Source organism: Spirosoma koreense, assembly GCF_054777875.1.
Genome location: NZ_BAAHAC010000009.1, coordinates 21,702 through 47,430, shown reverse-complemented (window position 1 = coordinate 47,430; position 25,729 = coordinate 21,702). Strand labels below are relative to the sequence as shown.

The 25,729-nt window shown below is 49.4% G+C and carries 26 protein-coding genes and 1 tRNA gene; 14 read left to right on the top strand and 13 right to left on the bottom strand.

Annotated features, from left to right (window positions below; genetic code table 11):
• Nucleotides 1–9: 9 nt before the first annotated feature.
• The 5 genes from ACYVC2_RS11155 to ACYVC2_RS11135 all read left to right on the top strand — a co-directional run bounded on the left by ACYVC2_RS11155 (nucleotide 10) and on the right by ACYVC2_RS11135 (nucleotide 6,096).
• Nucleotides 10–789 (top strand): rhomboid family intramembrane serine protease, encoded by a 780-nt coding sequence (locus ACYVC2_RS11155; RefSeq protein WP_461102502.1) that lies wholly within the window; start codon nucleotides 10–12, stop codon nucleotides 787–789.
• A 2-nt stretch (nucleotides 790–791) separates the two neighbouring features.
• Complete coding sequence (locus ACYVC2_RS11150; RefSeq protein ID WP_461102501.1) at nucleotides 792–1,712, top strand: rhomboid family intramembrane serine protease; 921 nt, start codon at nucleotides 792–794, stop codon at nucleotides 1,710–1,712.
• Nucleotides 1,713–1,911: 199 nt separating this feature from the next.
• Nucleotides 1,912–3,846: a 1-deoxy-D-xylulose-5-phosphate synthase gene (gene dxs / locus ACYVC2_RS11145; protein WP_461102500.1), complete on the top strand. Its 1,935-nt coding sequence runs from the start codon at nucleotides 1,912–1,914 to the stop codon at nucleotides 3,844–3,846.
• Between the two features lie 75 nt (nucleotides 3,847–3,921).
• A complete protein-coding gene (locus ACYVC2_RS11140) occupies nucleotides 3,922–5,163 on the top strand; it encodes an aspartate kinase (protein WP_461102499.1) in 1,242 nt (413 codons plus the stop codon).
• A 99-nt stretch (nucleotides 5,164–5,262) separates the two neighbouring features.
• Nucleotides 5,263–6,096 (top strand): aminotransferase class IV, encoded by an 834-nt coding sequence (locus ACYVC2_RS11135; protein ID WP_461102498.1) that lies wholly within the window; start codon nucleotides 5,263–5,265, stop codon nucleotides 6,094–6,096.
• Between the two features lie 15 nt (nucleotides 6,097–6,111).
• Here ACYVC2_RS11135 and bioD read toward each other — a convergent pair whose 3' ends face one another.
• The 3 genes from bioD to ACYVC2_RS11120 all read right to left on the bottom strand — a co-directional run bounded on the left by bioD (nucleotide 6,112) and on the right by ACYVC2_RS11120 (nucleotide 9,144).
• A complete protein-coding gene (gene bioD, locus ACYVC2_RS11130) occupies nucleotides 6,112–6,738 on the bottom strand; it encodes a dethiobiotin synthase (RefSeq protein WP_461102497.1) in 627 nt (208 codons plus the stop codon).
• Nucleotides 6,735–7,895, bottom strand: a complete 1,161-nt coding sequence (locus tag ACYVC2_RS11125; RefSeq protein WP_461102496.1) for an aminotransferase class I/II-fold pyridoxal phosphate-dependent enzyme — start codon at nucleotides 7,893–7,895, stop codon at nucleotides 6,735–6,737. Before ACYVC2_RS11125 ends, bioD begins: the two co-directional genes overlap by 4 nt.
• A gap of 211 nt (nucleotides 7,896–8,106) precedes the next feature.
• Nucleotides 8,107–9,144, bottom strand: a complete 1,038-nt coding sequence (locus ACYVC2_RS11120; RefSeq protein ID WP_461102495.1) for a zinc-binding dehydrogenase — start codon at nucleotides 9,142–9,144, stop codon at nucleotides 8,107–8,109.
• A 61-nt stretch (nucleotides 9,145–9,205) separates the two neighbouring features.
• Between ACYVC2_RS11120 and ACYVC2_RS11115 the strand changes: the two genes are divergently transcribed.
• Nucleotides 9,206–9,745 (top strand): GNAT family N-acetyltransferase, encoded by a 540-nt coding sequence (locus tag ACYVC2_RS11115; protein WP_461102494.1) that lies wholly within the window; start codon nucleotides 9,206–9,208, stop codon nucleotides 9,743–9,745.
• Nucleotides 9,742–10,179 carry an rRNA maturation RNase YbeY gene (gene ybeY, locus ACYVC2_RS11110; protein ID WP_461102493.1) on the top strand — a complete coding sequence of 146 codons (438 nt, stop codon included), beginning with the start codon at nucleotides 9,742–9,744 and terminating at the stop codon, nucleotides 10,177–10,179. The genes ACYVC2_RS11115 and ybeY overlap by 4 nt, the downstream gene beginning before the upstream one ends.
• Here ybeY and ACYVC2_RS11105 read toward each other — a convergent pair.
• On the bottom strand, nucleotides 10,149–10,910 hold the full coding sequence (locus ACYVC2_RS11105) for an SDR family NAD(P)-dependent oxidoreductase (RefSeq protein WP_461102492.1): 762 nt from the start codon (nucleotides 10,908–10,910) through the stop codon (nucleotides 10,149–10,151). The two genes, ybeY and ACYVC2_RS11105, sit on opposite strands and share 31 nt — an antisense overlap.
• 46 nt (nucleotides 10,911–10,956) lie before the next feature.
• Between ACYVC2_RS11105 and ACYVC2_RS11100 the strand changes: the two genes are divergently transcribed.
• Complete coding sequence (locus ACYVC2_RS11100; protein ID WP_461102491.1) at nucleotides 10,957–12,132, top strand: nitrilase-related carbon-nitrogen hydrolase; 1,176 nt, start codon at nucleotides 10,957–10,959, stop codon at nucleotides 12,130–12,132.
• A gap of 83 nt (nucleotides 12,133–12,215) precedes the next feature.
• On the opposite strand, the gene ACYVC2_RS11095 is transcribed toward ACYVC2_RS11100, so the two are convergent.
• Together ACYVC2_RS11095 and ACYVC2_RS11090 are read right to left on the bottom strand one after the other, a co-directional pair.
• Nucleotides 12,216–13,133, bottom strand: coding sequence for a PfkB family carbohydrate kinase (locus ACYVC2_RS11095; protein ID WP_461102490.1), 918 nt, complete (start codon nucleotides 13,131–13,133; stop codon nucleotides 12,216–12,218).
• A 78-nt stretch (nucleotides 13,134–13,211) separates the two neighbouring features.
• A complete protein-coding gene (locus ACYVC2_RS11090; RefSeq protein ID WP_461102489.1) occupies nucleotides 13,212–14,408 on the bottom strand; it encodes a hypothetical protein in 1,197 nt (398 codons plus the stop codon).
• A 253-nt stretch (nucleotides 14,409–14,661) separates the two neighbouring features.
• Between ACYVC2_RS11090 and cysS the strand changes: the two genes are divergently transcribed.
• From cysS to ACYVC2_RS11075, 3 genes are all read left to right on the top strand, one after another.
• Nucleotides 14,662–16,146 (top strand): cysteine--tRNA ligase, encoded by a 1,485-nt coding sequence (cysS, locus tag ACYVC2_RS11085; protein ID WP_461102488.1) that lies wholly within the window; start codon nucleotides 14,662–14,664, stop codon nucleotides 16,144–16,146.
• A 116-nt stretch (nucleotides 16,147–16,262) separates the two neighbouring features.
• On the top strand, nucleotides 16,263–17,291 hold the full coding sequence (locus ACYVC2_RS11080; RefSeq protein ID WP_461102487.1) for a M28 family peptidase: 1,029 nt from the start codon (nucleotides 16,263–16,265) through the stop codon (nucleotides 17,289–17,291).
• An 85-nt stretch (nucleotides 17,292–17,376) separates the two neighbouring features.
• Nucleotides 17,377–17,757, top strand: a complete 381-nt coding sequence (locus ACYVC2_RS11075; RefSeq protein ID WP_461102486.1) for a hypothetical protein — start codon at nucleotides 17,377–17,379, stop codon at nucleotides 17,755–17,757.
• A 25-nt stretch (nucleotides 17,758–17,782) separates the two neighbouring features.
• Here the strand turns inward: ACYVC2_RS11075 and nadD are convergent, their stop codons facing one another.
• The 6 genes from nadD to ACYVC2_RS11045 form a co-directional block, all read right to left on the bottom strand.
• Nucleotides 17,783–18,355, bottom strand: coding sequence for a nicotinate (nicotinamide) nucleotide adenylyltransferase (gene nadD, locus ACYVC2_RS11070; RefSeq protein WP_461102485.1), 573 nt, complete (start codon nucleotides 18,353–18,355; stop codon nucleotides 17,783–17,785).
• A 62-nt stretch (nucleotides 18,356–18,417) separates the two neighbouring features.
• Nucleotides 18,418–19,017: a guanylate kinase gene (gmk, locus tag ACYVC2_RS11065; protein ID WP_461102484.1), complete on the bottom strand. Its 600-nt coding sequence runs from the start codon at nucleotides 19,015–19,017 to the stop codon at nucleotides 18,418–18,420.
• Nucleotides 19,018–19,488: 471 nt separating this feature from the next.
• Nucleotides 19,489–20,178 (bottom strand): sigma-70 family RNA polymerase sigma factor, encoded by a 690-nt coding sequence (locus ACYVC2_RS11060; protein ID WP_461102576.1) that lies wholly within the window; start codon nucleotides 20,176–20,178, stop codon nucleotides 19,489–19,491.
• 273 nt (nucleotides 20,179–20,451) lie between these two features.
• On the bottom strand, nucleotides 20,452–20,967 hold the full coding sequence (locus ACYVC2_RS11055; RefSeq protein ID WP_461102483.1) for a hypothetical protein: 516 nt from the start codon (nucleotides 20,965–20,967) through the stop codon (nucleotides 20,452–20,454).
• A gap of 70 nt (nucleotides 20,968–21,037) precedes the next feature.
• Nucleotides 21,038–21,841 carry a (Fe-S)-binding protein gene (locus ACYVC2_RS11050; protein ID WP_461102482.1) on the bottom strand — a complete coding sequence of 268 codons (804 nt, stop codon included), beginning with the start codon at nucleotides 21,839–21,841 and terminating at the stop codon, nucleotides 21,038–21,040.
• Between the two features lie 56 nt (nucleotides 21,842–21,897).
• Entirely contained in the window at nucleotides 21,898–23,274 is a 1,377-nt protein-coding gene (locus ACYVC2_RS11045; RefSeq protein WP_461102481.1) for a 4Fe-4S dicluster domain-containing protein, read from the bottom strand.
• A 144-nt stretch (nucleotides 23,275–23,418) separates the two neighbouring features.
• On the opposite strand from ACYVC2_RS11045, the gene ACYVC2_RS11040 reads away from it, so the two are divergent.
• Nucleotides 23,419–23,491, top strand: a tRNA-Phe gene (locus ACYVC2_RS11040).
• Between the two features lie 432 nt (nucleotides 23,492–23,923).
• Nucleotides 23,924–24,808 carry an NAD(P)H-binding protein gene (locus ACYVC2_RS11035; protein WP_461102480.1) on the top strand — a complete coding sequence of 295 codons (885 nt, stop codon included), beginning with the start codon at nucleotides 23,924–23,926 and terminating at the stop codon, nucleotides 24,806–24,808.
• A gap of 35 nt (nucleotides 24,809–24,843) precedes the next feature.
• Here ACYVC2_RS11035 and ACYVC2_RS11030 read toward each other — a convergent pair whose 3' ends face one another.
• A complete protein-coding gene (locus ACYVC2_RS11030) occupies nucleotides 24,844–25,182 on the bottom strand; it encodes a winged helix-turn-helix transcriptional regulator (RefSeq protein ID WP_461102479.1) in 339 nt (112 codons plus the stop codon).
• A gap of 128 nt (nucleotides 25,183–25,310) precedes the next feature.
• On the opposite strand from ACYVC2_RS11030, the gene ACYVC2_RS11025 reads away from it, so the two are divergent.
• Nucleotides 25,311–25,721, top strand: a complete 411-nt coding sequence (locus ACYVC2_RS11025; protein WP_461102478.1) for a DoxX family protein — start codon at nucleotides 25,311–25,313, stop codon at nucleotides 25,719–25,721.
• Nucleotides 25,722–25,729 lie beyond the last annotated feature (8 nt).

Sequence of the window (25,729 nt, the reverse complement as noted above, 5' to 3'; positions counted from 1 at the left end):
GATAGTAGCATGTTTAACCTTACACCGGTAGTTCGTAGTCTGTTAATAATCAATGTAATTGTCTTTATAGCGACGAATGAGTCCGTCATCGATCAGTTTGGGCTCCACTCGTTTCTGTCAGACAAGTTTAATCCCATTCAGTTAGTAACACACATGTTTCTGCATGCCAATTTTGGCCATATTTTCAGCAACATGCTGTGGTTAATATTTTTCGGACCGATGCTCGAGCTGTTTTGGGGTCCTCGTCGGTTTACTTTTTTTTACTTTTTCTGTGGATTTGGAGCGGCCTTGCTGTTCTCGGGCGTAAACTATTTTGAGACACGCGACGTATATGAGTCAGTTCAAACTTATCGGGTAAACCCGGGCTATGAAAGTTTTTCGGCTTTCGTTGACCAGCACGCCGGTTCGTTATATGATCGGCTGATGCCTTTTCTCGATCAGTTTAAGGCCTATCCAAATGACAGTAAGAACTTACAGGACAGCGTAACGATTGTAAATCGAATACTTTCCAGTCAGATCGACGAACCTATGGTCGGCGCATCTGGCGCAGTTTTTGGTGTATTAATGGGCGTAGGTTTATTATTTCCGAACACTCAGGTGTTTTTATTGTTTCCACCTATACCACTTAAGGTTAAGTATATCGTTTTATTTTCCGGGGCAATGGAGCTATATTCAGGTATTTATCAGACACAGACTGATAATGTTGCTCACTTCGCCCATATTGGGGGTATGTTATTTGCATTTATACTGGTGAAATACTGGGGGTCCCAGCGAAAAACATTTTATTAGGCATGAGCGGCTTATTCGAGGATTTTCGGAGCGAATTCAATAAGCCCAACAATACGTTGGTGCAATTGATCCTGGTCAATGTGGTTGTTTTTCTGGTGTTGTTACTGGCCAGAGTGACACTGACAATGGCGCAGAATTTAGGCCTTTATGATTTGGCTGTACAGCAACTCATGATGCCGGGTGATATCAATGCATTTTTGCATAAACCCTGGACGTTATTCACTTACTTTTTTACCCACCAGGACATTATCCATGTTTTGTATAACATGCTGTTTCTGTACTGGTTCGGGCGGCTCATCGATGAATACCTGGGAAATCGGCGGCTGATCGGTTTATACATAATGGGCGGTTTAGCTGGTGGGCTGCTGTTTCTGGCCATGTATAACCTGGTTCCTTATTTTCAGAACCGCGAGGACACGCGTCCTATGCTGGGTGCATCGGCAGCGGCCTTTTCAGTAGCCGTCGGTGCGGCTACCTTATTGCCTAACTACACGTTTCATCTGCTCTTCTTCGGGCCTGTTCGTATAAAGTATATCGTTTTCTTCTTTGTCGTGCTGTCTATCGCGCAATCGGCGGGCGAAAATGCCGGAGGAAACCTAGCCCATTTGGGCGGTACACTCATGGGATTCTCCTATGTCAAGCTGCTTCAGAATGGAACCGATCTGGGACGGCCAATCTACTGGATAGCTGATGGCTGGAGTAATTTGCTGAAACCAAAGCCGGCCGTCAAAGTATCATATCGGCAGCGGAGTAACGCCAGTACACAAGCCAGCACGTATGTGTCAGCACCAGGATCTTCTTCTATTTCGACCCCTGATCAGGACGAAGTAGATACCATTCTCGATAAAATTTCACGCTCGGGCTATGAGAGCCTAACCCGTGAGGAAAAGCAAAAACTGTTCAGAGCCAGCCAGCGTAATTAACAGGATCTGAATAACCATTCTTATAAAAATCTAAGCCTCTGACCGCTACGTACATAAGTAGCAAGCAGAGGCTTAGATTTTTTATAAATGTCGATAAAATATAGTAGCTTCGTTCTCCGAAGGCGATAAACGAACACGCCACAGAACATTGTACTGAGTACGTGTGTTGTTGTAAGACAGACGTTTAGCTGTTACCACCATGCTAATTACCCCTGGCAGTCTATTGGCCGCTATCAATACCCCCGACGATCTTCGTAAACTCGATAAATCCCGCTTGCCTCAGCTCGCCGACGAACTTCGCCAATTCATTATCGACGATGTATCGGTTTACGGCGGTCATTTTGGTGCCAGCCTGGGTGTGGTCGAACTGACCGTTGCTTTGCATTATGTCTTCAATACGCCCGACGATCAGTTGATATGGGACGTAGGCCATCAGGCTTATGGGCATAAAATCCTTACGGGTCGCCGGGAAAAATTTCATACAAATCGGTTTTATAAGGGTCTTTCAGGATTTCCGAAACGCAAAGAAAGCCCGTACGATTCGTTTGGGGTCGGTCACTCATCTACGTCTATTTCGGCGGCTTTGGGCATGGCCGTAGCCTCACAACTACAGGGTAACTTACAACGTCATCACATCGCGGTTATCGGCGATGGTGCACTGACAGCGGGTGAAGCCTTCGAAGGTATGAATCATGCCGGTGCAACAGACAGCAACCTGCTCATCGTGCTGAACGACAACTGTATGAGCATCGACCCTAATGTGGGCGCGTTGCGCGAGTACCTGACCGACATTACAACCTCGCATACCTATAACCGGGTAAAAGACGAGATCTGGAACCTGCTGGGGAAGATGGATAAACTGGGCAAAACGGCTCAGGAACTGGTATCGCAAATCCAATCGGGGATCAAGAGTTCACTGCTCGAACAAAGTAATCTGTTCGAATCCTTACACCTGCGCTACTTTGGGCCGATCGATGGCCACGACATCGATCACCTGGTGAGTGTGCTGGACGATCTGAAGCACATTCCTGGCCCGAAATTATTACACGTCCTGACCGTTAAAGGCAAAGGGTATGGACCGGCGGAAAAAGATCAGACGAAGTGGCATGCACCGGGTCTGTTCGACAAAGTAACGGGGGTCATCCATAAGAAAGTCTTCGAGGCTCCTCAGCCACCTAAATATCAGGACGTTTTTGGCAATACACTCGTGGAACTGGCCGAACAGAACCCGCGCATTGTTGGGGTAACTCCGGCCATGCCCTCGGGTTCGTCCATGAACATTATGATGAAGGCCATGCCCAAGCGAGCCTTCGACGTAGGCATTGCCGAGCAACATGCGGTTACCTTTTCGGCCGGTATGGCCACGCAGGGAGAGGTCGTCTTCTGCAATATCTACTCAACTTTCATGCAGCGGGCCTACGATCAGGTGATCCACGATGTCTGCATTCAGGAGCTTCCGGTTATTTTTTGCCTGGATCGGGCCGGTTTTGCTGGTGAAGACGGACCAACTCACCACGGTGCCTACGATCTGGCCTACATGCGCTGCATTCCAAATATGATTGTTGCCGCACCGATGAATGAGCAGGAACTTCGCAACATGATGTTTACGGCTCAATCGGCGGAGGTCCAGCAGGGTAAACAAGCGTTTACCATTCGCTACCCCCGGGGTGAGGGTGTTATGCCCTACTGGCGCACACCGCTTGAAAAACAGACTATCGGCAAGGGAAGAATGATTGCCGATGGCGAAAATGTGGCCATTCTAACCATCGGGCACATTGGGAACTACGCTGTTCAGGCAGCAGACCTGCTCGCTAAAGAAGGAATTCGTCCCGCTCATTTCGACATGCGCTATGTCAAACCGCTGGATGAAACCCTGCTTCACCAGATTTTCAGCCGTTTCGATCGGGTAGTAACCGTCGAAGATGGGTGCATTATGGGGGGCTTTGGGAGCGCTGTGCTGGAGTTCATGGCTAACCACGGATATATGGCGCGTGTCAAACGGCTGGGTATTCCGGATGCCGTCATTGAACATGGCAAGCAAATCGAACTACAGCATGAATGTGGTTTCGATCCACAGGGTATCGCTAAGGCCGTCCGGGAGCTGCTGTTTACCGAGCGTAGCATAGCCGTTTAACGCATTCGTTTTTCAACAGGATTACAGGATTGTGGAAACTTCTTCATCCTGTAATCCTGTCTGTTTATAAGGGATATGAAGGTTTTCAAATTTGGAGGAGCCTCCGTAAAAGATGCCGCCGGGGTTAAAAACCTGGCCGAAATCCTGAAATCACAGGGTCAGAACGCGCTAGTCATCATATCGGCGATGGGTAAAACGACCAACGCCCTGGAAGAAATAGTCCGTGCATACACCCAAAACCGGGTTACCGACCTACGGCGGCAGCTTAGTTTAGTCCGGGAGTATCATCATTCGATTCTGGCCGAATTAACCGGCGATGTCACCCCCGTTGCAAAGGTTTTCGCTCAGTTGGAAGCTTATGTATTCCAGCCACCAACCAGCGCCTATGATGAAACGTATGATCAGATCGTTTCGCTGGGAGAGATCCTTTCGACACAAATTGTAGTCGCCTACCTGACACAAATTGGCTTGTCTGCACGCTGGTTCGATGCACGCCAGCTGATCCGGACGGACGCCAATTTTCGGGAAGGCCGGGTAGACTGGGAAGAAACCAGTCGGCGTATAAACCAAAACGTCAGAAGTAAGGGAATCAAGATTACCCAGGGATTTATTGGTCAAACGCCCGATCAGCGCACAACGACGCTCGGACGCGAAGGGTCCGACTATACGGCGGCTATTTTTGCTTACTGCCTGAACGCCGAAAGCGTGACGATCTGGAAAGACGTGCCCGGCGTATTGAATGCCGATCCGAAGTGGTTCGACGATACGGTGCTGCTGGACAAGATTACTTATCAGGATGCGATCGAGCTTGCTTACTACGGAGCAACCGTCATTCACCCCAAAACCATCAAACCGCTACAAAACAGGCGTATTCCTCTGTACGTCCGATCTTTTTTAAAGCCCGATGCACTTGGTACTGTCATTGGCAATTACGAACGGCACCTGCTGACCCCTTCGTTTATTTTCAAGATTAATCAGGTGCTGATCTCGCTTCACCCCAACGACTTTTCGTTTATTGCGGAAGATAACCTGAGCCGGATTTTTGGCCGCTTTGCACAAGCCGGGGTAAAAATCAACCTCATGCAGAATACGGCCATCAGTTTTTCGGTGGTTATCGATAATAACCCCGATCGTGTGCCGGGACTGCTGACACAATTAAAGCAGGATTTTCGGGTGACCTACAACGACGGGCTGGAGTTGATCACCATCCGCTATTATGATCAGAGCACCATCGACCGGGTGCTGGTGAACAAAAAGCTGTTACTGGAGCAGAAAAGCCGTTATACCGTCCAATTAGTAGTCAAGGATTTGGGTTAGTGCTGTCCACCAAATCACGTTTTTTGACTTTAGCGCAGGAGTTAACTTAAAAACATTCTCTCTGCCGTACATTTGTTTCAAGTAAAAATACGGCTTTTTATGCATTACGGGTATTTCAACGGCACCATTGCCCCAACCGATCAGCTCGCTGTTGGCATAACAGACCTGAGCTTATTACGCGGTTACGGCCTCTTCGATTATTTCCTGACCTACAACGGCCGGCCATTTCAGTGGGACTGGTATTGGGAGCGGTTCCAGAATTCGGCGTCACGGTTGCACCTGCCGTTGCCCGTAAACAAAACCGAGACGTACACCATTCTGATGAATCTGATGGAGCGTAGCGTCGAAGCGGGGGCACCCGCCGATATGGCATTTCGGTTTGTAATGACCGGCGGCTACTCGCCCGACAGTATCAGCATCGATCGCCCGAACTTGCTCATTCTGACCGAACCGATTCATCCGGTACCTGCGGTTCAGTATGAGCAGGGAATCAGCGTTATTCTGGATGAGTATGTCCGGGAAATGGCCGAAGTAAAGACGACGGATTACAAGCGGGTCATCCTGATGGCTGAAGCCATTAAATCGGCGGGCGTGTCGGATCTGCTGTATCAGAAAGGTGGAGAAATCAGCGAGTTAAGCCGAAGCAATTTTTTTATTGTCAAAGGCGACCGACTCATTACACCCAACCGGAATATTCTGCACGGGATCACCCGAAAAACTATTATCCAGCTGGCACAGAGCGATTTTAAGGTTGAAGAACGGCCGGTGATGCTCTCCGAACTTTACGACGCCGACGAAGCGTTCACCACCAGTTCGACGAAAAAAGTGCTACCCATCACCCAAATAGGCGATCTGACGATCGGTGACGGGTATGTCGGACCCAAATCGAGATTTCTCCTGGATATTTTTAACGAACTGATAGAAAACTGGTAGTTGTTCGGCGGGGGTTTACAGCTCAATTACCGAAGCGTATTTTTGAATTACTGCCGGCGTCACGGACTCTTCCTGTCGGACGCGCGCAATACAGGGCAAACCGGTGTAGGCCAGGATAAACTCTTCCGTTGCGGGGTTGGTAGGTCCGTTGAAAATTATTCCCAAAAGAGAAATATTCCGGCTGCGACAGGCTTCGACCGAGAGTAGCGTATGGTTGATGCTACCCAGATAATTGCGGGATACCAATACAACTGGCAAACCTAATTTCTGTACCAGATCGATGTTCAGATAATGGCGATTAAGTGGCACCATCAGCCCACCTGCCAGCTCGATCACCAAGGCATTGTCTGTCTGTGGGTGTGTAATTGCATCCGGATCGATCGTGATTCCATCCAGTTCCGCGGCAGCATGGGGCGATAACGGCTGCCTCAGCCGATAGCTTTCCGGATGAAAGCGCGAGACTGAATTGCTGATCAGCCCGCGAACCGTATTCGTATCCGAATCTTCCAGCGCGCCCGACTGGACCGGTTTCCAGTAATCTGCTTTCAGCGCTTCGACCAGTATGGCTGAGACGATCGTTTTGCCGATTTCAGTACCGATACCAGCAACGATCAGTTGAGTAGATGATGAAGACAAACTCATAGTTTGGGGGCTCCAATTAATGTAAGTTGAAGACTATTGATCAGTTGATCAATCTCTTCGGTTGTATTGAAAGCATGAATACACAACCGCAGCCGTTCCTGGCCGGCAGGCACGGTTGGGCTCAGAATAGCCCGAACATCCAGACCGATGCGTTGCGCTTCTGCAGCTACGGCGCGCGCCTGTTCGTTGTCCGGGATAATCAGGCACTGAATGGGCGATTGGCTCTTTGTCCAAACCGTACCCGATAATGTATCGCCAACTCGCTGGCAAAAGTAATCCAGCCGTTCCCGAAGCATCAGTCGCGCTTCCGGGTACGCTTTTAGATATTGATGCGCACCACGGATCGCCAGCAGACTGTGGGGTGGCAGAGCGGTTGTGTAAATGAACGGGCGGGCAAAATTGATCAGATAGTCACGTAGTACCGCCGGCCCGACGATAGCTGCCCCATGCACACCCAGCGCCTTCCCGAACGTATGCACACGCGCCAACACGCGCTCTGTCAGGCCAAACTCCGCGACTAATCCCTCGCCATTGGGTCCATAAATCCCTGTTGCATGCGCTTCATCGACCAGCAGAGCAGCCCCGTACTGCTCACACAGATCCGCCATCTGGACCAGGGGGGCGGTATCTCCATCCATTGAGTAAACCGACTCGACAGCCACAAATACTTGACCATCGGGCTGCGCCAGAGCTGCCTGACGAAGTCTCGACTCCAGGTCGTTCAGATCATTGTGACGGAACCGATAACGGGTAGCGTAACTAAGGCGTGCGCCGTCGATCATGCTGGCATGGATGAGTTCATCCGTCAGCAGTGTATCTCCGGCTTTTGGCAGACAGGACAATAAACCCAGATTAGCATCGTAGCCGGAGTTAAAGATGAGTGCGGCTTCGGTCTGGTAGAAGTGTGCCAACTCCTGCTCTACTTCATCCGCCAGTTGGGTCTGGCCCGCCAGCAAGCGAGAGCCAGTCGCACCGTTCCGACCGGGCAAATCGGCGATGTCGGCCTGCAGAATCGCCTGCTTCAAACTGGGAGAACGGGCAAAGCCAAGGTAATCGTTCGAACAAAAATCAACGAAGCCATCGGCCGTCCGGAGCTGGCGTAGCAGGCCGCTCTGCTGGTATATTGCCAGTCGTTGCGATAGGGTACGAGTAACCAAATTATAATTTATCAACCTACCGCAAAGGTAAAGGCTCCGCTATGATGATGAATCAGAAAGAATTTTTTAATTCTCAAATGTGCGTAAGTGCCTAGTTATCCACAGTTGCATTGTGGATAACTAGGCACTTACGCACATTTGAGAACACGGCCAATTAAATGAACCCATTGTCGGTTAACTAACTGAACGAACTATTTAATATAGCGCATTATCAGTAACTTACATCTATAACAATTTTGCCAAACTGCTTACCATCGTCAAGTTTATCCATCGCCTGCTGTGTTTCAGCCAATGGAAACACAGCATCGATTACGGGTACAATTCGTTTGGTCGTGACAAAAGCAATCATATCGGCAAACTCCTGTTGCGTACCCATCGTCGAACCGAAAATAGATAGCTGTTTGAAAAATAGTTTGGCTGGCACCACATCGGTAATCTTACCGGTCGTCCCTCCGAACACAACAACACGAGCTCCGGCAGCAGCCAGGTCGATTAACTTCGCAAAATCCGGCCCGCCCGCGCTATCGATGATGATGTTGAAATACCCGCCCTTTACCGAGTCCGCTCCCGTCTGAATTAAAAGCGTTTTATGCCAGTCAGCCCGCCGGTAATCCACTCCACCGGCGGCACCCAGCGCTCCTGCCTTTTTCAGCTTTTCGTCGGATCCCGAGGTTACCCAAACCTCGGCCCCGGCGGCTACGGCAACTTGCAGCGCAATCAAAGCCGCTCCTCCCCCAATTCCCGTGATCAATACTTTTTCGGGCGGTTGGCTTTCGCCCGTACGTAAACCAGCGCGCGTCATCAGCGCCCGCCAGGCTGTCAGGCCCGTCAATGGGAGGGCCGCGGCTTGTTCGAACGAAAGATGATCAGGTTTAGGATGAATGTAGTTAGCGTCGATGACTACATACTCGGCAAACGTACCATTGTCAGGCATTCCAAGTATCTGAAAATCAGCGCCATAAAAAGCCGGGTTATTCCCCCAGTGTAAGGCTGGGTTAATCAAAACAGCCTGGCCGATCCAGACCGGATCGACGCCCGCACCTACCTGCTCGACAACACCAGCCCCATCGGAGCCCAGAATTACCGGCAGCCGAATACCGGGATACAATCCCTGTTGAATGAACACATCGCGGTGATTCAGGGCTGCGGCCTGAATGTTTACAAGAACTTCCCCCGGCCCAACAACGGGCAGCGGAGCGTCGATGAGTCGAACGGGTTGATGGGTTCCGGACAGTAAAATTGCTTTCATGGATCGGTCTGGAAAACGTGATGACTTGGTAACACCATTTTAGGCGTTTAGATTTGTCCAGATGAATTCTGTTCAGGCTATGATTACGTACCGGGAAGCCACCGCCGAAGATGCCGAGTCAATCGCTCAGTTGCACAGCCTCAGTTGGCAACAAAATTACCGGGGCGCTCTCAGGGATGCATTTCTGGATGGGCCTGTGCTCGAAAACCGACGAATGGTCTGGCAAACCCGCCTGACACAGCCCGCGAGCAATCAGTACGTTATCGTGGCGGCATCGGCAGGTAAACTCGTCGGGTTTGCCTGTGCTTACGCGGATAACGATCCGGTTTGGGGAACCCTCCTCGATAATCTGCACGTTCATAGCGACTGGAAAAGCCAGGGCATCGGCAGCGCACTACTTCGGGCAGCAGCTCGCTGGGCATACCGCCAAAAATATGCTGCCGGATTCTATCTATGGGTTCTGGAACAAAATATCGGTGCCCGTAAATTCTATGAACAACTAGGGGCTATAAACCAGGAACAGGTGGCGCTGGAAAATCCGGACGGTAGTTTTTCGGATTGTTACCGATGCGTATGGACCGACATAAAGAAATTGCTATGATTCGATTTTTCAACGAAGACGTTCCGTATAAACTTGCCCAGAAACAGGTAATCCGTCAGTGGCTCAAACAACAGGCCCAACGAGAAGGGTATGCTGTGGGCGAGTTGAATTACATCTTATGTTCCGACGACTATGTGCTGCAAGTCAACCGGGATTATCTGGAGCATGATTATTATACCGATATCATCACCTTCGACCAAAGTGAGGAAGCTGGTAAACTTGCCGGCGATATTTTCATCAGTGTCGAGCGGGTAGCCGACAATGCCGCTCAGTTGGGTATTCCGGTCGATCAGGAAATGCAGCGGGTGCTGGCCCATGGGTTGCTTCATCTTTGCGGGTACGGCGACAAGACGGCGGAAGAAGAAGCTAAAATGCGCGCCAAAGAAGAAGAATGGCTGAGTCTTTATCCCGCCGTCATTCCGCCATCCAACTGAAGAGCCTGCCCCGTAATAAACGCATTTTCGTCGGAGCAAAGCCACAGAATGGCCTGCGCAATCTCTTCGGGCTCGCCTAAGCGGCCAATAGGAATCCGCCGACGCATTTTCTCTTCCATGTCAGGTACTTCCCGCACCAGTTCGTCTACCATGGCCGAGTGTGTATAAACCGGGCATACCGCGTTGATGCGGATGTGCCGACGGACGTATTCGAGTGCAGCTGTTCGGGTCAGGCCGATGACTGCATGTTTGGAAGCACTATACGGAGCGCCCATGGGCATACCGCGCACGCCGGCAATACTCGATACGTTTACAATTTTCCCACCGGTTTTCTGGGTAAGCATCTGCTGAATCTGGGCCTGCATGCCATAAAATACCCCCCCCACATTGATAGCCATTATCTGGTCGAAATCGGCCTGGGTCTGTTCGGTCAGCCGGGCATATTTTCCGCCGATGCCGGCATTGTTAATGCCAATGTCTAAGTGACCGTAGGTATCGACCGTCGTCTGAACAGCCGCAAAAATTTGGTTAGGAATCCCCACATCGCACGGAATAAATAAGCTTTTGCTACCCTGCTCGTGAAGTTGGTGAACGATTTTCTGACCGGCGGTTTCGTTGATCTCAGCTACAACAACGGTAGCACCCGCTTTCGCAAAAGCCAGCGCTGTTGCCCGGCCGATCCCAGATCCAGCTCCGGTGATGAAAACTATTTGATTCATGAAGTCCGCCATAGGGTATCACAGTATGCACCGAAAATAATGCTATTTTGTCGCTCATATGATGAGGTACGTCGAAAAATATTATCGTATTCTCACCCTGGTAATCATCCTGAGCTGGATGGCTTACCTGGCCTGGATCAGTTGGCTCGGCGGTGATACGACTATTCCAATTAAATCTTCGGAAGCCAGCCAGACGATTCAGCATATCGAACAGATCGGACATCGGTCAGAACGCGGTAATTTACTGGGTATTCAGCCCTGGATGGAGCCGGCCGATTACCGAAATGGGCTGACATTTCGCCAAAAAATACAGGCTTATCTGCAAACGGCCAAAGACAGCGGATTAATCGTTCAGGGAAAGACTATCGTGATTTTACCGGAGTACCTCGGTACCTGGCTGGTTACTATGCACGAAGCGGATCGTATCTATAAGGCTAAAACGCTTCAGGAAGGGCTAACAGGAATGGTCGTAAGCAACCCAATCAGGTTCTGGCGATCGTACCGGACGGTTCCGGATAGCGTTGCCGATAAAACGAAATACGCTGTTTTCGCCATGAAGGCTCAGCAAATGGCGTATGAATACCAGCTTACGTTCGACCTGCTGGCCGCTCAGTTCGGGGTAACGATCGTGGCCGGCTCTATTCTCTTACCCAATCCGTCTGTCAAACAAGGAAAGCTGATTCCGCAGGCAGGGCCACTTTATAATATTTCGGCCATTTTTCACCCAGACGGTAAGCTCGATCCTCAGTTAGTCAGGAAAGTGTTTCCAATTTCGGACGAGCTCCCCTTCGTCTGCCCCACAGACCCAGCTAAGGTACCGGTTTTCGACACGCCGATCGGTAGATTAGGCGTGTTGGTATGCGCCGACTCCTGGAATTCGCCGGTCTATAAAACCCTGAAAAAGAAAGGCGCCACGCTGTTGGCAGTGCCTTCGTTCTCGGCCGGCAATCGGGCTTGGAGCGCAAACTGGAAAGGCTATAGCGGTACCGAAACGCCTGCCGATGCCCGTGCCGACGTTGGCAAAATGACGGAAGGGCAAGCGTGGCTGACCCATGCCATGGCGGGTCGTGCTACGCCCGAAGCCGGTATTACCAGAGGCCTGAACGTTTTTCTACGGGGCAACCTTTGGGATTTGGGCTCCGACGGCACGACCATTATTCTCAGCGATCAGCCAAATACAGCAAAAACGGCTCCACGTGTCGATGGAGCCGCACTGACCTGCTTGTGGTTATAATTTGTTTCAACCGCAACGTCGCTGAAAATGCTTTTTGTTGCACTCCCGGCGACCTTCCCGGCGATTTTAGGACCAAAACGACGTTATTCCAATCCGAATGCCGATAACGTTACAAACTCATTTACCCGGGTCTTGATTTCCTCTTGTGTCAGATTCATAATCCGCTCGGCACCGAATTTCTCGACGCAGAACGACGCCATCGCTGAGCCATAAATAATGGCTCGTTTCATATTTTCGAACGAAGTATCGTCTGTTTTCGCGAGGTAACCAATGAACCCACCTGCAAACGTATCGCCCGCACCAGTCGGATCGAAAACCACTTCGAGTGGTAGGGCAGGGGCAAAGAAAATCCGCCCTTCGCTGAACATCAGCGCACCATGTTCACCTTTTTTGATAATGACCGTCTGGGGCCCCATCGATTGAATCCTGGCAGCCGCTTTTACGAGCGAATACTCATGGGTCAGCATCCGGGCTTCCTCGTCGTTCAGCACCAACACGTCGACCCGCTTAAGCAGGCCCATCAGGTCGGCATTGGCAATTTCGATCCAGAGGTTCATCGTGTCCAGTACGATCAGCTTCGGCCGGTTATGCAATCGCTCGATGACCATTTGCTGAATAGCCGGTGCTGTATTCCCCAGCATCAGGTACTGGCAATTCTGGTACGAATCAGGAACGATCGGATCGAAGTTTTCCATCACGTTCAGTTCCGTGATCAGCGTATCGCGCGTGTTCATGTCGTTGTGGTACTTTCCCGACCAGAAAAACGTCTTCTCCCCTTGCCGAATCTGCAGCCCTTCGGTATCGATGCCGTGCTGGGTCAGGTCATCGATCATAGTTTGCGGAAAATCATCGCCCACTACGGCAACCAGGTTATTTTCTTTGGTGAAGTACGATGCCGAAAGGGTAATGTAGGTAGCAGCACCACCAATAATTTTATCGGTCTTGCCGAATGGGGTTTCCAGCGCGTCGAAGGCTACGGAACCAACGGTTAATAAGCTCATTTTTATACGTTTACAGGTTTCAATCAGCAGTTTCCCGTTTGTGCTTACCACCTGGCAGCCGGCAGTAAACTGAAAAACTTATTTTTTTCGCCCGATCACCGGGCATCGTTTGAATGGTTTCGTTTCATCGAATAATTTTCGGTATGTAATGTGAGTCTTGACGATCTTCGACCCTAGCTGGCTTACAAAGCGCACCATAATCGGGTTGAAATCGCCGACCCAGTTCATCTCCAGTTCGGTGTATTGAAAATCGGGGTTGTGGTCGGCCTCGTGCGGCATTCGCAACGCAATAGCCGCTTCGACTCCTTTTCCCTGATGCTCAGGTGCTACGCCAAACACGACACCGAACGCTTTGTGGTTGGTTTTTAGGAGCATGTGCCACAAAAATTTCAGCTTACCAACCAGATCGAGCTTGCCGTTGACGTGCTTAAACACCTGGTTCAGTTCGGGTAGGCAGACAAAAAAAGCGACCGGTTCACCCAGATAATAAGCAAAATAGATGATTTTTTCGTCGATTACCGGCTTCAACTTCTTCATCAGCAGCTGCGCCTGCCCGGCCGACATTTCTTTCACCCCGCTATGGCCGCCCCAGGCCGCATTGTAAATATGCCTGAACTGCTCTGCTGCAGCCGGAAGATGCTTTTTGTCGATAGTCCGAAAAGTATAGTCTGGATTATTGTAAATCCGTTGCGCCCGGTCTTTTACCGCCTGCGACATGTCCACCAGCTTCGACCAGGTCGTCGGGATACCGAACGTAAACTGCCTGAAATAATCTTTAAAGCCGTAGTTCTCAAAAAACGGGATGTAATACGGCTTGGTATAGGGCATACAATAGTTCGGTTCCCGCTCGAAGCCGTCTACCAACAGGCCCCACCAGCGGTCGCGGTCACCAAAGTTGATGGGCCCATCCATGGCTTCCATACCCCGGTCCTGGAGCCAGACTTTAGCCGCGTCGAACAGGGTGAAAGCCGCCTGCTGGTCGTCGATGCACTCAAAAAAGCCGACTCCACCAGTAGGTTGGTCATTATCGAGGTTAGCAATTTCGTAATCGACAAAAGCCGCGATTCGACCGATGGTCTCACGGGTATCGGTTTGCAGAAGGTACCGGATGCATTCGCCATGCTCGAATCGCTTGTTGCGGGCCGGATCGAACACTTCTTCGACATCGACGTCCAACGGGCGAATCCAGCAGGAGTCGGTGCGGTAAAGGCGAACCGGAAACTGGATAAAGTCTTTTTGATAGGTGGCGTTGTTGCCTACTTCAACTAGCTGCATTACAGAACCTGTACGGGTCAATTCGTAAAACAAAACGCGAATATAGCCAAAAGTGACGGGGCAGCTTTGTGCAGCCTACCGTTTTCCGACGAACAATCCGTAACTTCGCCCTACCAAACCGTATCGTTTCGATCATGCCGACGAAGGACGTTTATCGCTTACAGACACACTGTTGTTGCTAAACCACTGACCTTACTGCGTCAGACTTACCGCGTATTTCCTTTGTCAATCTTCAGAAATAGTACTGCAACCAATGCAACCGCTTCACTTATACAATACCCTTTCTCGTAAGAAAGAACTGTTTGAACCGATCAACGCACCATATGTAGGCATGTACGTCTGCGGGCCGACCGTGTATAACTACGTACACCTGGGTAACGTTCGTACCTTTCTTACCTTCGATACACTATACCGATACTTAACCTTTATCGGTTACAAAGTACGCTATGTGCGTAATCTTACCGACGTAGGTCATTTGGTTGGCGATGGCGACGAGGGTGAGGATAAAATCGGGCGGATGGCCAAGCTGGAAAAGGTTGAGCCTATGGAGATCGTTCAACGTTTTACGAACGATTTTCACAATGTCATGGCGCAGTTTAACGCCATATCACCTAGTATCGAACCCACGGCAACCGGGCATATGGTTGAGCAGATCGAAGCGGTTCAGGTATTGCTGGCAAATGGGCTGGCGTATGAATCAAACGGTTCGGTTTATTTCGACATTGAAACCTACAATCAGCGGGGCGGCAATTATGGTAAACTGTCGGGCCGAATTCTGGATGATCTGCTCAACGAAACCCGCGAACTAGACGGCCAGTCGGAGAAGCGGAGTCCGCTCGATTTCGCCATCTGGAAACGGGCTGCTCCCGAGCACCTGATGCGCTGGAATTCGCCCTGGGGCGAAGGCTTTCCGGGTTGGCATCTGGAATGCACCTGCATGAGTACCAAATATTTAGGTAAACAATTCGATATCCATGGCGGTGGTATGGACCTGAAATTTCCGCACCACGAATGCGAAATTGCGCAGGGTGACGGTCTGACGGGTATCGATCCGGTTCGGTACTGGATGCACTCGAATATGCTGACCGTAAATGGCCAGAAAATGTCGAAATCGCTGGGTAATTCTTTTTTGCCCGCCGAGCTATTTTCCGGAAATCATGCACTTCTGGACCAGGCTTATAGCCCGATGACGGTTCGATTTTTCATGCTTCAGTCACACTACCGCAGTACGCTCGACTTTTCAAATGATGCGCTCAAGGCCGCTCAGAAAGGCTACCGACGACTGGCCAACGGGCTTCGGATCATCAAATTAATGACGTATCAGGGCGGAGAAGGCCCTATCGACGAGGCCAAACAGCAGGATATTCGGCAGGCGGTTCAGCAGTTTTACGAAGCGATGAATGATGATCTGAATACGGCCGTCGGCATTGCTCAGCTATTTACCCTGTTGAAATACATCAATATGCTGTATCTGAACCAGCTCCAGGCATCGGTTCTTGGCGAAGACGTATTTGACCTGCTCAAGGAATCGTTTATTTCGTTTATGCAGGATGTGCTGGGTCTGAAAGAAGAAGGAACGGCTAACCAGCCCGTGCTGGAAGGCTTGCTGACGTTATACCGTGAGTACAAAGAGCAGCGGCAATACGACAAAGTAGACCAGATTCGTTCTTACTTCAAAGCGCAGGGCCTGGCAATCAAGGACATGAAACATCAGATCGACTGGGCGTATGAAGAGTAAGAAATGTCATTAATTGTCATTGGTGGTTATTCATCGTTTTAGAGTTCCTTGAGTGGAACACATAATTGATATCAGTGACGACATAGTGACGACCAATGACAATCAATGAACCTAAAATGACAAAATCCATTCTCAGCTATTCTATAGCGCTTTTGCTGGTCATGACCAGCGCCTGTAAAACCAAGAAAAACGAGAGCGAGAACACGCAGACTACCAACCAGCCAGCGATGGTCTCTGCTCCCGCGTTCAATGCCGACTCGGCTTATGCTTATATTGACAGGCAGGTAAAATTTGGTCCGAGGGTTCCTAATACGCCCGCCCATGTCCAGACCGGGAACTACCTGGCGGCTAAACTGAAGCAGTTCGGTTGCGAAGTCACTGAGCAAACGTTCGTAGCCAACACCTGGGATGGTAAGAAACTAAACGCCCGTAACATTATTGGCAGTATCAACCCTAAAGCGACCAAGCGGATTGTGCTCGCTTCGCACTGGGATTCGCGCCCGCACGCCGACCATGATCCGGATAAAGCAGATCAGACAAAACCCGTTACGGCGGCCAATGATGGAGCCAGCGGGGTTGGGGTGCTGCTTGAGCTGGCCCGTACGATTCAGCAGAGTTCGACAAAGCCCACCGTTGGCATCGACATTGTTTTCTTTGATGCCGAAGACTGGGGCGATGGCGATAAAGCGGGTAACGATTTCGAGAAAGAGTCTGGAAACCAATATGATTATATCGGCTTCTGTTTGGGATCCCGCTACTGGGCTAAACATCCGCACAAACCCGGCTATTCGGCTTACTACGGTATTTTACTGGATATGGTTGGGGCGAAAGGTGCAACGTTTGCTAAAGAAGGACTATCGATGCAGTTTGCGCCAACCGTCGTCAACAATGTCTGGCAAACGGCCAGCCGGGCAGGATACAGCCAATATTTCGTCGATACCCCTGGTGGGCAAATTACCGATGACCACGTGGCACCGAACACCATCGCCAAGATTCCAATGATCGATATTATTCACACGAACATTGGCACGGGTAGCTTCTTTCCGGGCTGGCACACGGCCGAAGACGACATGAGTAACATTGACCGCACGACGCTCAAAGCCGTCGGGCAAACGCTGCTACAAGTGCTATACAATGAACAATAAAGCGTTAAACACAGGCCCATGGAGAACATAGAGTCTAGTTATTATTTTCTGTGCTCTCCGTGGCTCTGTGTTTAAACAACAGACTATGAAGTTTCTAATCACGTCGTTAATTGTATTCTCCCTGCTCAGTTGTAGCTCAGTCCCCGATCAGTTTGGTAAGCTCGATTTGAAAAAATGGCGCTCCGACCGGGGCGGCTGTAATGGTGTCCGGTCCGCACTTATACCTGACCTGAAGGCTGAAATTCAAAACCTTAAAGGAAAAACGACCAATACGATCGGTGAACTGCTGGGCCGGCCCGATGTCAATCAGTTAGCCGATCGGAATCAAAAGTTTTACGTTTATTTTCTGGAAAAAGGGTCGCATTGCGACCAGCCTGGTGCAAAATCGAGCAGTCGATCCGTGGCACTCCGAATGAGCGCTATTGGGCTGGTTACCGAAGTTACCTTTCAGAATGGGATTCCGTGAGTGACAGGCATTTCTGCCGCATTGCTTATACGTAAAACTTCTTTCGTTCGATCATTTCTTCCACTACTTCCGGCACCATATAGCGAATCGACCGGTTAGCACGGATACTCTCGCGGATAAACGTAGCGGAAATATCCAGCAATGGAGCATTAACGACCAAAACGTTCGCGTGCGTTTTGAACGGACTTTCTACCGTACGTGGTCGCTCGTACACGTATAAGCCATAATATTCCAAAATCTTATCGTAGTTCTTCCAGTTGGCAAATTGCTCCAGATTGTCTTCGCCCATAATCAGTCGGAAGGTATGCTGGGGGTATTTCTCGCTTAGTCGCGCCAGCGTATCGATGGTATAACTGGGCTTTGGCATCGAAAACTCGATGTTTGTTGCTTTCAGGCGGCTATTATCCGCAATGGCCCGTTCGACCATATCGAGCCGGTCGAATTCATGCAGCAGGCTTTTGGTTTTTTTAAAAGGATTCTGGGGCGATACGACAAACCACACCTGGTCTAAATCAGTGGTCGTAGCCATCGTATTGGCAATAATGAGATGGCCAACATGAATAGGATTGAACGAACCGAAAAATAAACCGATTTTCATAAGGGTGTAGAGCATAGGTGCAAGACAAGAGGTATTCTTCACCCCATGCCCTCTGCCCTTAACTAAATGACTGTTCCTTTCGCTGGTACTTTGTTTTCCTGAATAAAATCATCGACCAGGTTCTGGGCTTTTCGGAGCGAGGTTTCCAGGTCATCGTTCATCAAAATGACATCAAAACGACCCTGAAAACTCATTTCGAAATGCACTTTAAATAACCGTCGCGACAGGCTTTCTTCGGTCTCGGAACCACGTCCAATTAACCGTTGCTGCAGCGTAGCTTCATCCGGTACTTTTACGAAGACAGCCAGTGCTTTATCTCCATAAAAATCTTTCAATTTTAAGCCGCCCTGCACGTCGACATCGAACAGAACGTGTTTACCGCTCGCCCATAATCGCTCGATTTCTGACTTCAGCGTACCGTAGAAAGCACCTGTATATACTTCTTCCCATTCCACAAACTCATTGTTATCTATTCTCTGCTTAAAATCTTCAGGAGTCAGGAAGTAATAATCTTTCCCATTTTCTTCCGATCGGCCCCGCCGGTCGCGGGTACAGGCTGAAATGGAAAAGCCGAGATTTTCATTCTCGGCCAGCAGGTGCTTGACAATGGTCGTTTTTCCCGAGCCGGAAGGGGCTGAAAAAATTATAAGTTTACCGTCCACGGTGGGTAATGATTTATTGAAAAATTAATTGGGGTAATTAAGGTTGCTTCTGGAAGCCTGCCCTAATTACCCCAATAGTCAGCTAGTGTACTTAGCTAAAACTCAGAATTCGCGATTTGATCGTTGCCACTAACTGTTCGGGGCAGCATCTTTTCTCCATGCGTTTTGTTAATAACTCCTTTATTTCCTTTTCGAGATGGTACATCTCAATACAGGGTTTACAGGATTCAAGATTAGCTTCCAGTTTAGCGAGCTGTTGTTGAGTAGCTTCTCCATCCAGAATCAACTGAATCATCTTCAGGCAATCGGCCCGATGGCTACAGTTATGTTTCATCTCAGGCTTGTCAGTCTTGACTTCGGGCGAAGATGAGGACGGCAACGACGTTTGCATTGGAAAAGTTTTATTTATTCCAAGAATAATAATACCAATAAGTTACAAGCAGAACCAATTTAGCCTAAGAAAAAGTTCGTTTATTCTTCACTTTCTTCTTTGTATCCCATCGAAGAGGCATAATCACGTAACTTTTCTTTTAACAGGTTGCGGGCGCGGTGCAAACGGGAACGAACAGTACCGATCGGGATGTCCAGAATCTTCGCCATTTCCTCATACGTAAATCCTTCGATGTCGCAGAGAATAATAACCGTTCGGAAATCTACGGGCAATGCATTTAGTGCGTTTGCGACTTCATCGCCGATTAAGTCAGAAACTGATTCGGCCCGCAGGTCGACAGTATGTTCGGATTCGGCATCTTCGGAATTATAGGTAGTTTCAACATCCTGATAATCGACCTTAGCCGGTTCCTTACTTTTTTTCCGATAATCGTTGATGAAGCTATTCTTCAGTATCCGAAACAGCCATGCTTTGGCGTTAGTTCCTTGTTCAAATGAGGAAATAAACCGAAAAGCTTTCAAATATGTATCCTGAACGAGATCGTTGGCATCGTCTTCGTCCATTGTCAATCGGAAAGCAAAATTGTACATGGAGTCAATATGGGGCATAAACTCCTTATTGAATACCTGGTATTTCTGCTCGTCGGTATATCGGCGCGCAGGGGTATCTTCCGATGGCTGATCGATAGGATCGCCGTCGGGTACTAGTGGGTCCGATCCGGCCGGTCCGCCGATGCGGTCCCGGTCGTCGCGAGTTGGCGTATCTGACATAACCTGTTGTATAGTCGCCATAAAAGTAACAGTTAATTGCCGATTGGAAACGGCAACGCCCAACGAAATCGTTAATTAGACATATTCTATTCGCTGAGCTTTTAATGAATTGACTGCAAAAATCACTCCTTTGTTTTAAATGAGGGTCAAAATCAGCTGGATATGACGATTTGTCAGTGAACGTTTCTTACTCCAGCAATGTTAAAACCGGTCAATCCTTATCCATAGATAGTGATTGACCGGCTGCTACCGGGTTTCCGTAAACTGAATTTCTTAGTTAGCCGTAGCCGTTACAGGTTTGAAATAACGCTTCAGCCAGGAGTCTGCAGCCCGAATATGCCAGCTTTCGGCAAACTCAGTTTTCGTTTTCACCAGTGTATTGAAAACGGTGGTTTCTGGAGTCAGGGCATTAGTTGCTACGGCCGCTTTAAGACCTGTCAGGGCAATTGCCTCTAGGGTTCCATCGGGCAATAGGATCACCGCCGATCGATCAAAAAAATCAACTGGCCCACTGCTCAATTGCCGACCCATATCCTGCATTATTCGCACGAATGAATCGATGGAGCAGCCGCTGGGTAGCGAATATTCTTCATCGACGCCAATAATTACAAACCGGTTTTCGACGACCTGCGCCGAAGCCAGCAACGGCTGTCCATGAGCAGCCCATTGGTTCAGAGCCGGTTGTAAGGCGGCTTCAATCGTGTTTACGTCTCCGTCCGTAAGCGGGCGATTCGCCTGATACACCCAGATGCGGGCTTGGTCAGACAGTTTGTCAAAATCGATATACATAGCAGTTGACAGTCTTCGGTGGATAGTTGTCAGTTATTATGAGCTGGTAACGAACGACTATCGACTCTGTTTACAACCCCTCTCCCTGCGCGATGAGTTCCGAAATGTCGAACACACGAACGGAATCTTCGCGGTTCTTATTCTTGACACCATCGGCCATCATCGTCATACAAAACGGGCAGGCAACCGCAATGGTATCGGCACCCGTGCTAAGGGCCTCCTCTACCCGCTCTACATTTACGTCTTTCCGACCAGGCTCGGGTTCTTTAAAGTACTGTCCTCCTCCGGCTCCGCAACAAAGACCGTTGGCCCGCACACGCTTCATTTCGACCAGATCGGCATCTAAAGCAGCTAATACCTCGCGGGGTGCTTCATATATTTTATTGGCCCGGCCCAGATAGCAGGAGTCATGAAATGTAATCCGTCGTCCTTTAAACGGTTGCCCATCTTTCACCTTTATCCGCCCTTCGTTAATAAGCCCCTGCAGAAACTGTGAATGATGAACCACTTCATACGTACCACCCAATGCGGGGTACTCGTTTTTAATCGTATTGAAGCAGTGGGGGCAGGCTGTTACGATTTTTTTTACATTATAGCCATTCAGCACCTGAATATTCGCTATGGCCTGCATCTGAAACAAAAACTCGTTCCCTGCCCGGCGTGCCGGATCACCAGTGCAGGTTTCTTCGGGCCCCAGTACAGCAAACTTTATACCGACGTGGTTGAGGATGCGAACGAAGGCAATGGTTACGCGCTTGTATCGGTCATCGAATGAACCCGCGCAACCAACCCAGAACAGAATTTCTGGCTCCTCGCCCGTAACGGCCATATCGGCCATGGTGGGCACTTTATAGGTTCTTACTTCCTGTGTCATGGCTTTGCTTTTGTAGTTCGTAAGCCGTCGAAAGCCGACCTGCCTGCGCCACGAACTTATTTAACTTCGTTTACCTGATCGGCCCAATTAAATCGATCACTGGGTGAAAATTTCCATGGAGCCATGTTATTTTCAATGTTACTGAACATGGCGTTCCAGGAAGCCGGTGCCTGCGACTCTTCCATAACCCTATACCGACGTAGCTGCAGAATAATATCAAGCGGATTGATATTGACCGGACAAGCATTTACGCAGGCCTGACAGGTCGTGCAGGCGTTCAGTTCTTCGGCGGTTATGTAATCGTTCAGCAGTGATTTATCGTCCCGGTAGTCAGGACCGTTGGTTTGCCACCCTCGCTGGATTTCTTCGAGCCGGTCGCGGGTGTCCATCATTATTTTGCGGGGCGACAGTTTCTTGCCTGTAATGTTCGCCGGACATGCAGCCGTACAACGACCGCATTCGGTACAGCTATAGGCGTTCATCAGGTTAATCCATTTCAGATCCTGAACGTCTTTGGCACCAAACCGACCGACCTCGGCGGGTTGTTCGCCATTCTCATTCGCCTGTGATCCGTCGGTTTCTGTCGTTACCGGTAAGCCAAGCGAGAGTTGAACTTCCTTAGTAATTTCCGGCATGTTCTGCATCTCACCTTTCGGCTGCAGATCTGAGAAATAAACATTGGGAAAGCCCAGCGCAATGTGTAGATGCTTGGAGTAGGTTACATAAACAGCGAAGGCCAGAATACCCAGAATATGCGCCCACCAGGCAAACCGTTCATAGGCAACCAGCCCTGTATCGTTAAAGCCCGCAAAGAGGGGTTTGAGAAACCGACTGATTAAAAAATCAGGAACGACAGCCTGCAACTCGCCGTAATGACCGACGCCCCGGTCGCGCAGCACACTATCCGACGCATTCCAGGTCAGAAAGGCAATCATCAACAGGATTTCCGCTGTCAGAATAATTGCGGCATCGGTTCGGGGCCAGCGCGTCATTTCGCGGTGTCGTTCGAGTTGAAAGCGGTCTACTTTTACAACAAATCGACGGCACAAGAATACCACGCAAACGACCAGTACCCCAAAAGCCAGCACTTCAAACACATCGATTAGAATCGGGTAGACAGGCGTAATATAAGGCGCAAACAAGCGGTGCGTTCCTAATATACCATCGAGAATGATTTCAAGAATTTCGAGATTAATGATCAGGAACCCAGCGTAGATAACAAAGTGCATCACGCCCACCAACGGATTCGTGAACATTTTTTTCTGACCGAACGCCACCAGCAGCATCGTTCTCAAACGCTCACCCGAGTTACCCGAACGGTTTTCTGGCCGACCCAGTTTAATAGCCCGGGTAATGAGCTGAATCCGTTTCGTTATAAACCAGATTGTTGCGGCCAGTGCAGCTACGAACAAAATTTGCTGAATAATTTCCATTCATTTACTTTCATTTATATCCGCTGATAATCAGTGCAGTTAACCAGAAGATGCGTTTTTTCTGAAAAATATTCTGAACAATGTCTTGCAAAAAGGTACGCAATACGTACTTTTGCACCCACGTTTTGACGGCTTCGCCGTTGCGGTGATGTAGCTCAGTTGGTAGAGCAAAGGACTGAAAATCCTTGTGTCGGCGGTTCGATTCCGTCCATCACCACCTTCATAATCTGGCAGTTACGACCAAAACTCGTAACTGCTTTTTTATTGGCTCTACGTTTCAGCCGGGTTGACAAATCCATAATCCATTGATTATTAACAGTAATGTATAGCTTCTCTTAAGCTTAGCTACTGTCTGTAAAGTTGAGTTTCTATCATTCTTAACCTATCTCGGTGGGTAGTTTGTTAAGAATGATTTCTCCAGTCCGATATTGATAAACAGCCTTAGCCGATGCGAATATAGGAATTCCGCCCCAATTAGTATGCATGCATACTAATTGATTTTTCGCTTGATCAGCGCTCGATGCACATAATCAGGAAAGCTAAATAAATCCATAACGACTGGTTATCCAGGTTTCGGCTACAACAAGAATAGATACGGCTACAGGCGGCTGTGCCTTGAGGCAGACCTTTACGACAAAAAAGAGAGAACATGAAAATTGTCGTCACAGGGTCATTAGGTCACATTAGTCAGCCATTGGCAACCGCATTGATACGCAAAGGACACACGGTTACGATTATCAGCAGCAAGCCGGAGAAACGAAAAGACATCGAAGCCATAGGCGCCCAAGCCGCCATCGGCTCACTGGAGGATCTGGACTTTCTTACAGCTACGTTTACTGGAGCCGATGCTGCGTATTGTATGGTTCCCCCCAACTATGCCGAACTCGACCAACGAGCGTACTACCGTCGACTGGGTAGCCATTATGCACAGGCCATTCAGCAGTCGGGGGTGAAGCGGATAGTACATTTGAGTAGTTATGGCGCTGATTTAGACAAAGGTACCGGAGTTATCCTTGGCTCCCACGATATCGAAGCCAAGCTGAATGAACTGGCGGGGGTGGCTCTTACGCATCTGCGGGCCGGATACATTTACTATAATTTGTACAACTTCGTCGGTATGATAAAAAGGGCTGGCTTTATCGGCACTAACTACGGTGGCGCCGACAAACTGATTCTGGTTGCCCCAGTCGATATTGCTACTGCCGCTGCAGAAGAGCTGCAAACGTCCACCTCTGGTAGCAATGTGCGTTATGTGGTAAGCGACGAACGCACGTGTGATGACGTTGCTCAGGCTTTAGGAGCTGCGGTTGGCATACCGGATTTAACCTGGATAACCTTTACGGATGCGCAAACGCAACAGGGTCTGGAGCAGAACGGAACTCCTGCGTCTATAGCTGCCAGTCTGGTAGAATTAGGCGCTGCTATTCACAGTGGTGTCTTACAGAGCGATTATCAGCAGCAGAAATCGACCGAAATGGGTAAGGTAAAACTGGCCGATTTTGCCCGGGAATTTGCAACCGTTTTCAACAAGTAGCAGACCGACGCTCGTGGCAAGTAGTCCGATTTCGATTATTTTCCAATAATCGTTTTGCGATGGGCCGACCCCCAGTCATGCAGTTCGTCCATTACTTTTTCGAGCGATTTTCCGTGGTCTGTAATCGAGTACTCAACCGTCGGAGGGAAGGTATCATGTACTTCCCGCTTCACTAGTTGATTCCCTTCCAGACGCTTTAGCTCTAATGACAGGGTTTTGTCGGTTATTCCGGTTACTTCTCTGGCCAGTTGCTTAAATCGTTTGGGACCCGTCGATAACGAAAACAGAATCAGCAGTTTCCAGCGGCCCTCCAGCGCTTCTAAAGCGTCTCTGATCGACAGGAAATTCTTTGGGCATCCTTTTGCATTCAGCATTACCAGACTCGTTAATGGTTTCTGATATACGTTGCTTCCAGGTCGGATAGCGCTATCCGACCTGGAAGCATTATCTCGTGGAAAACAAATGTACATAGTTTTGCCGGGGTCTTAAAAAAGCGTCGGGCATGACTAGTCAACAACAATCATCGAAGGTATTGGATCGCATCCTGTGGATCGTACAACTCATTTTAGCAGTCAGTTTACTCTGGGCGGCCGCGATGAAGTGGTTTCAGCCGATCGATAAACTATCTGCCATGTGGCCCTGGGTGGGGCAGGTTCCCAGTGCACTGGTTAAGTTTACAGGACTTGTCGATTTTCTGGGGGCTTTCGGCTTAGTCCTGCCAGCGTGGCTCCGGATAAAACCGCAACTGACACCCCTGGCCGCTGTGGGCATCATCGCCCTGATGATCATCGCCAGTATTTTTCATAGTTTACGGGGCGAAGCGTCGGTTATCGGCGTGAATATCGTTTTTGCATTAATGGCTGCCTTTGTAGCCTGGGGTAGATTCAGAAAGGTACCCATTTCGTCAAAGTGAATGCGCTA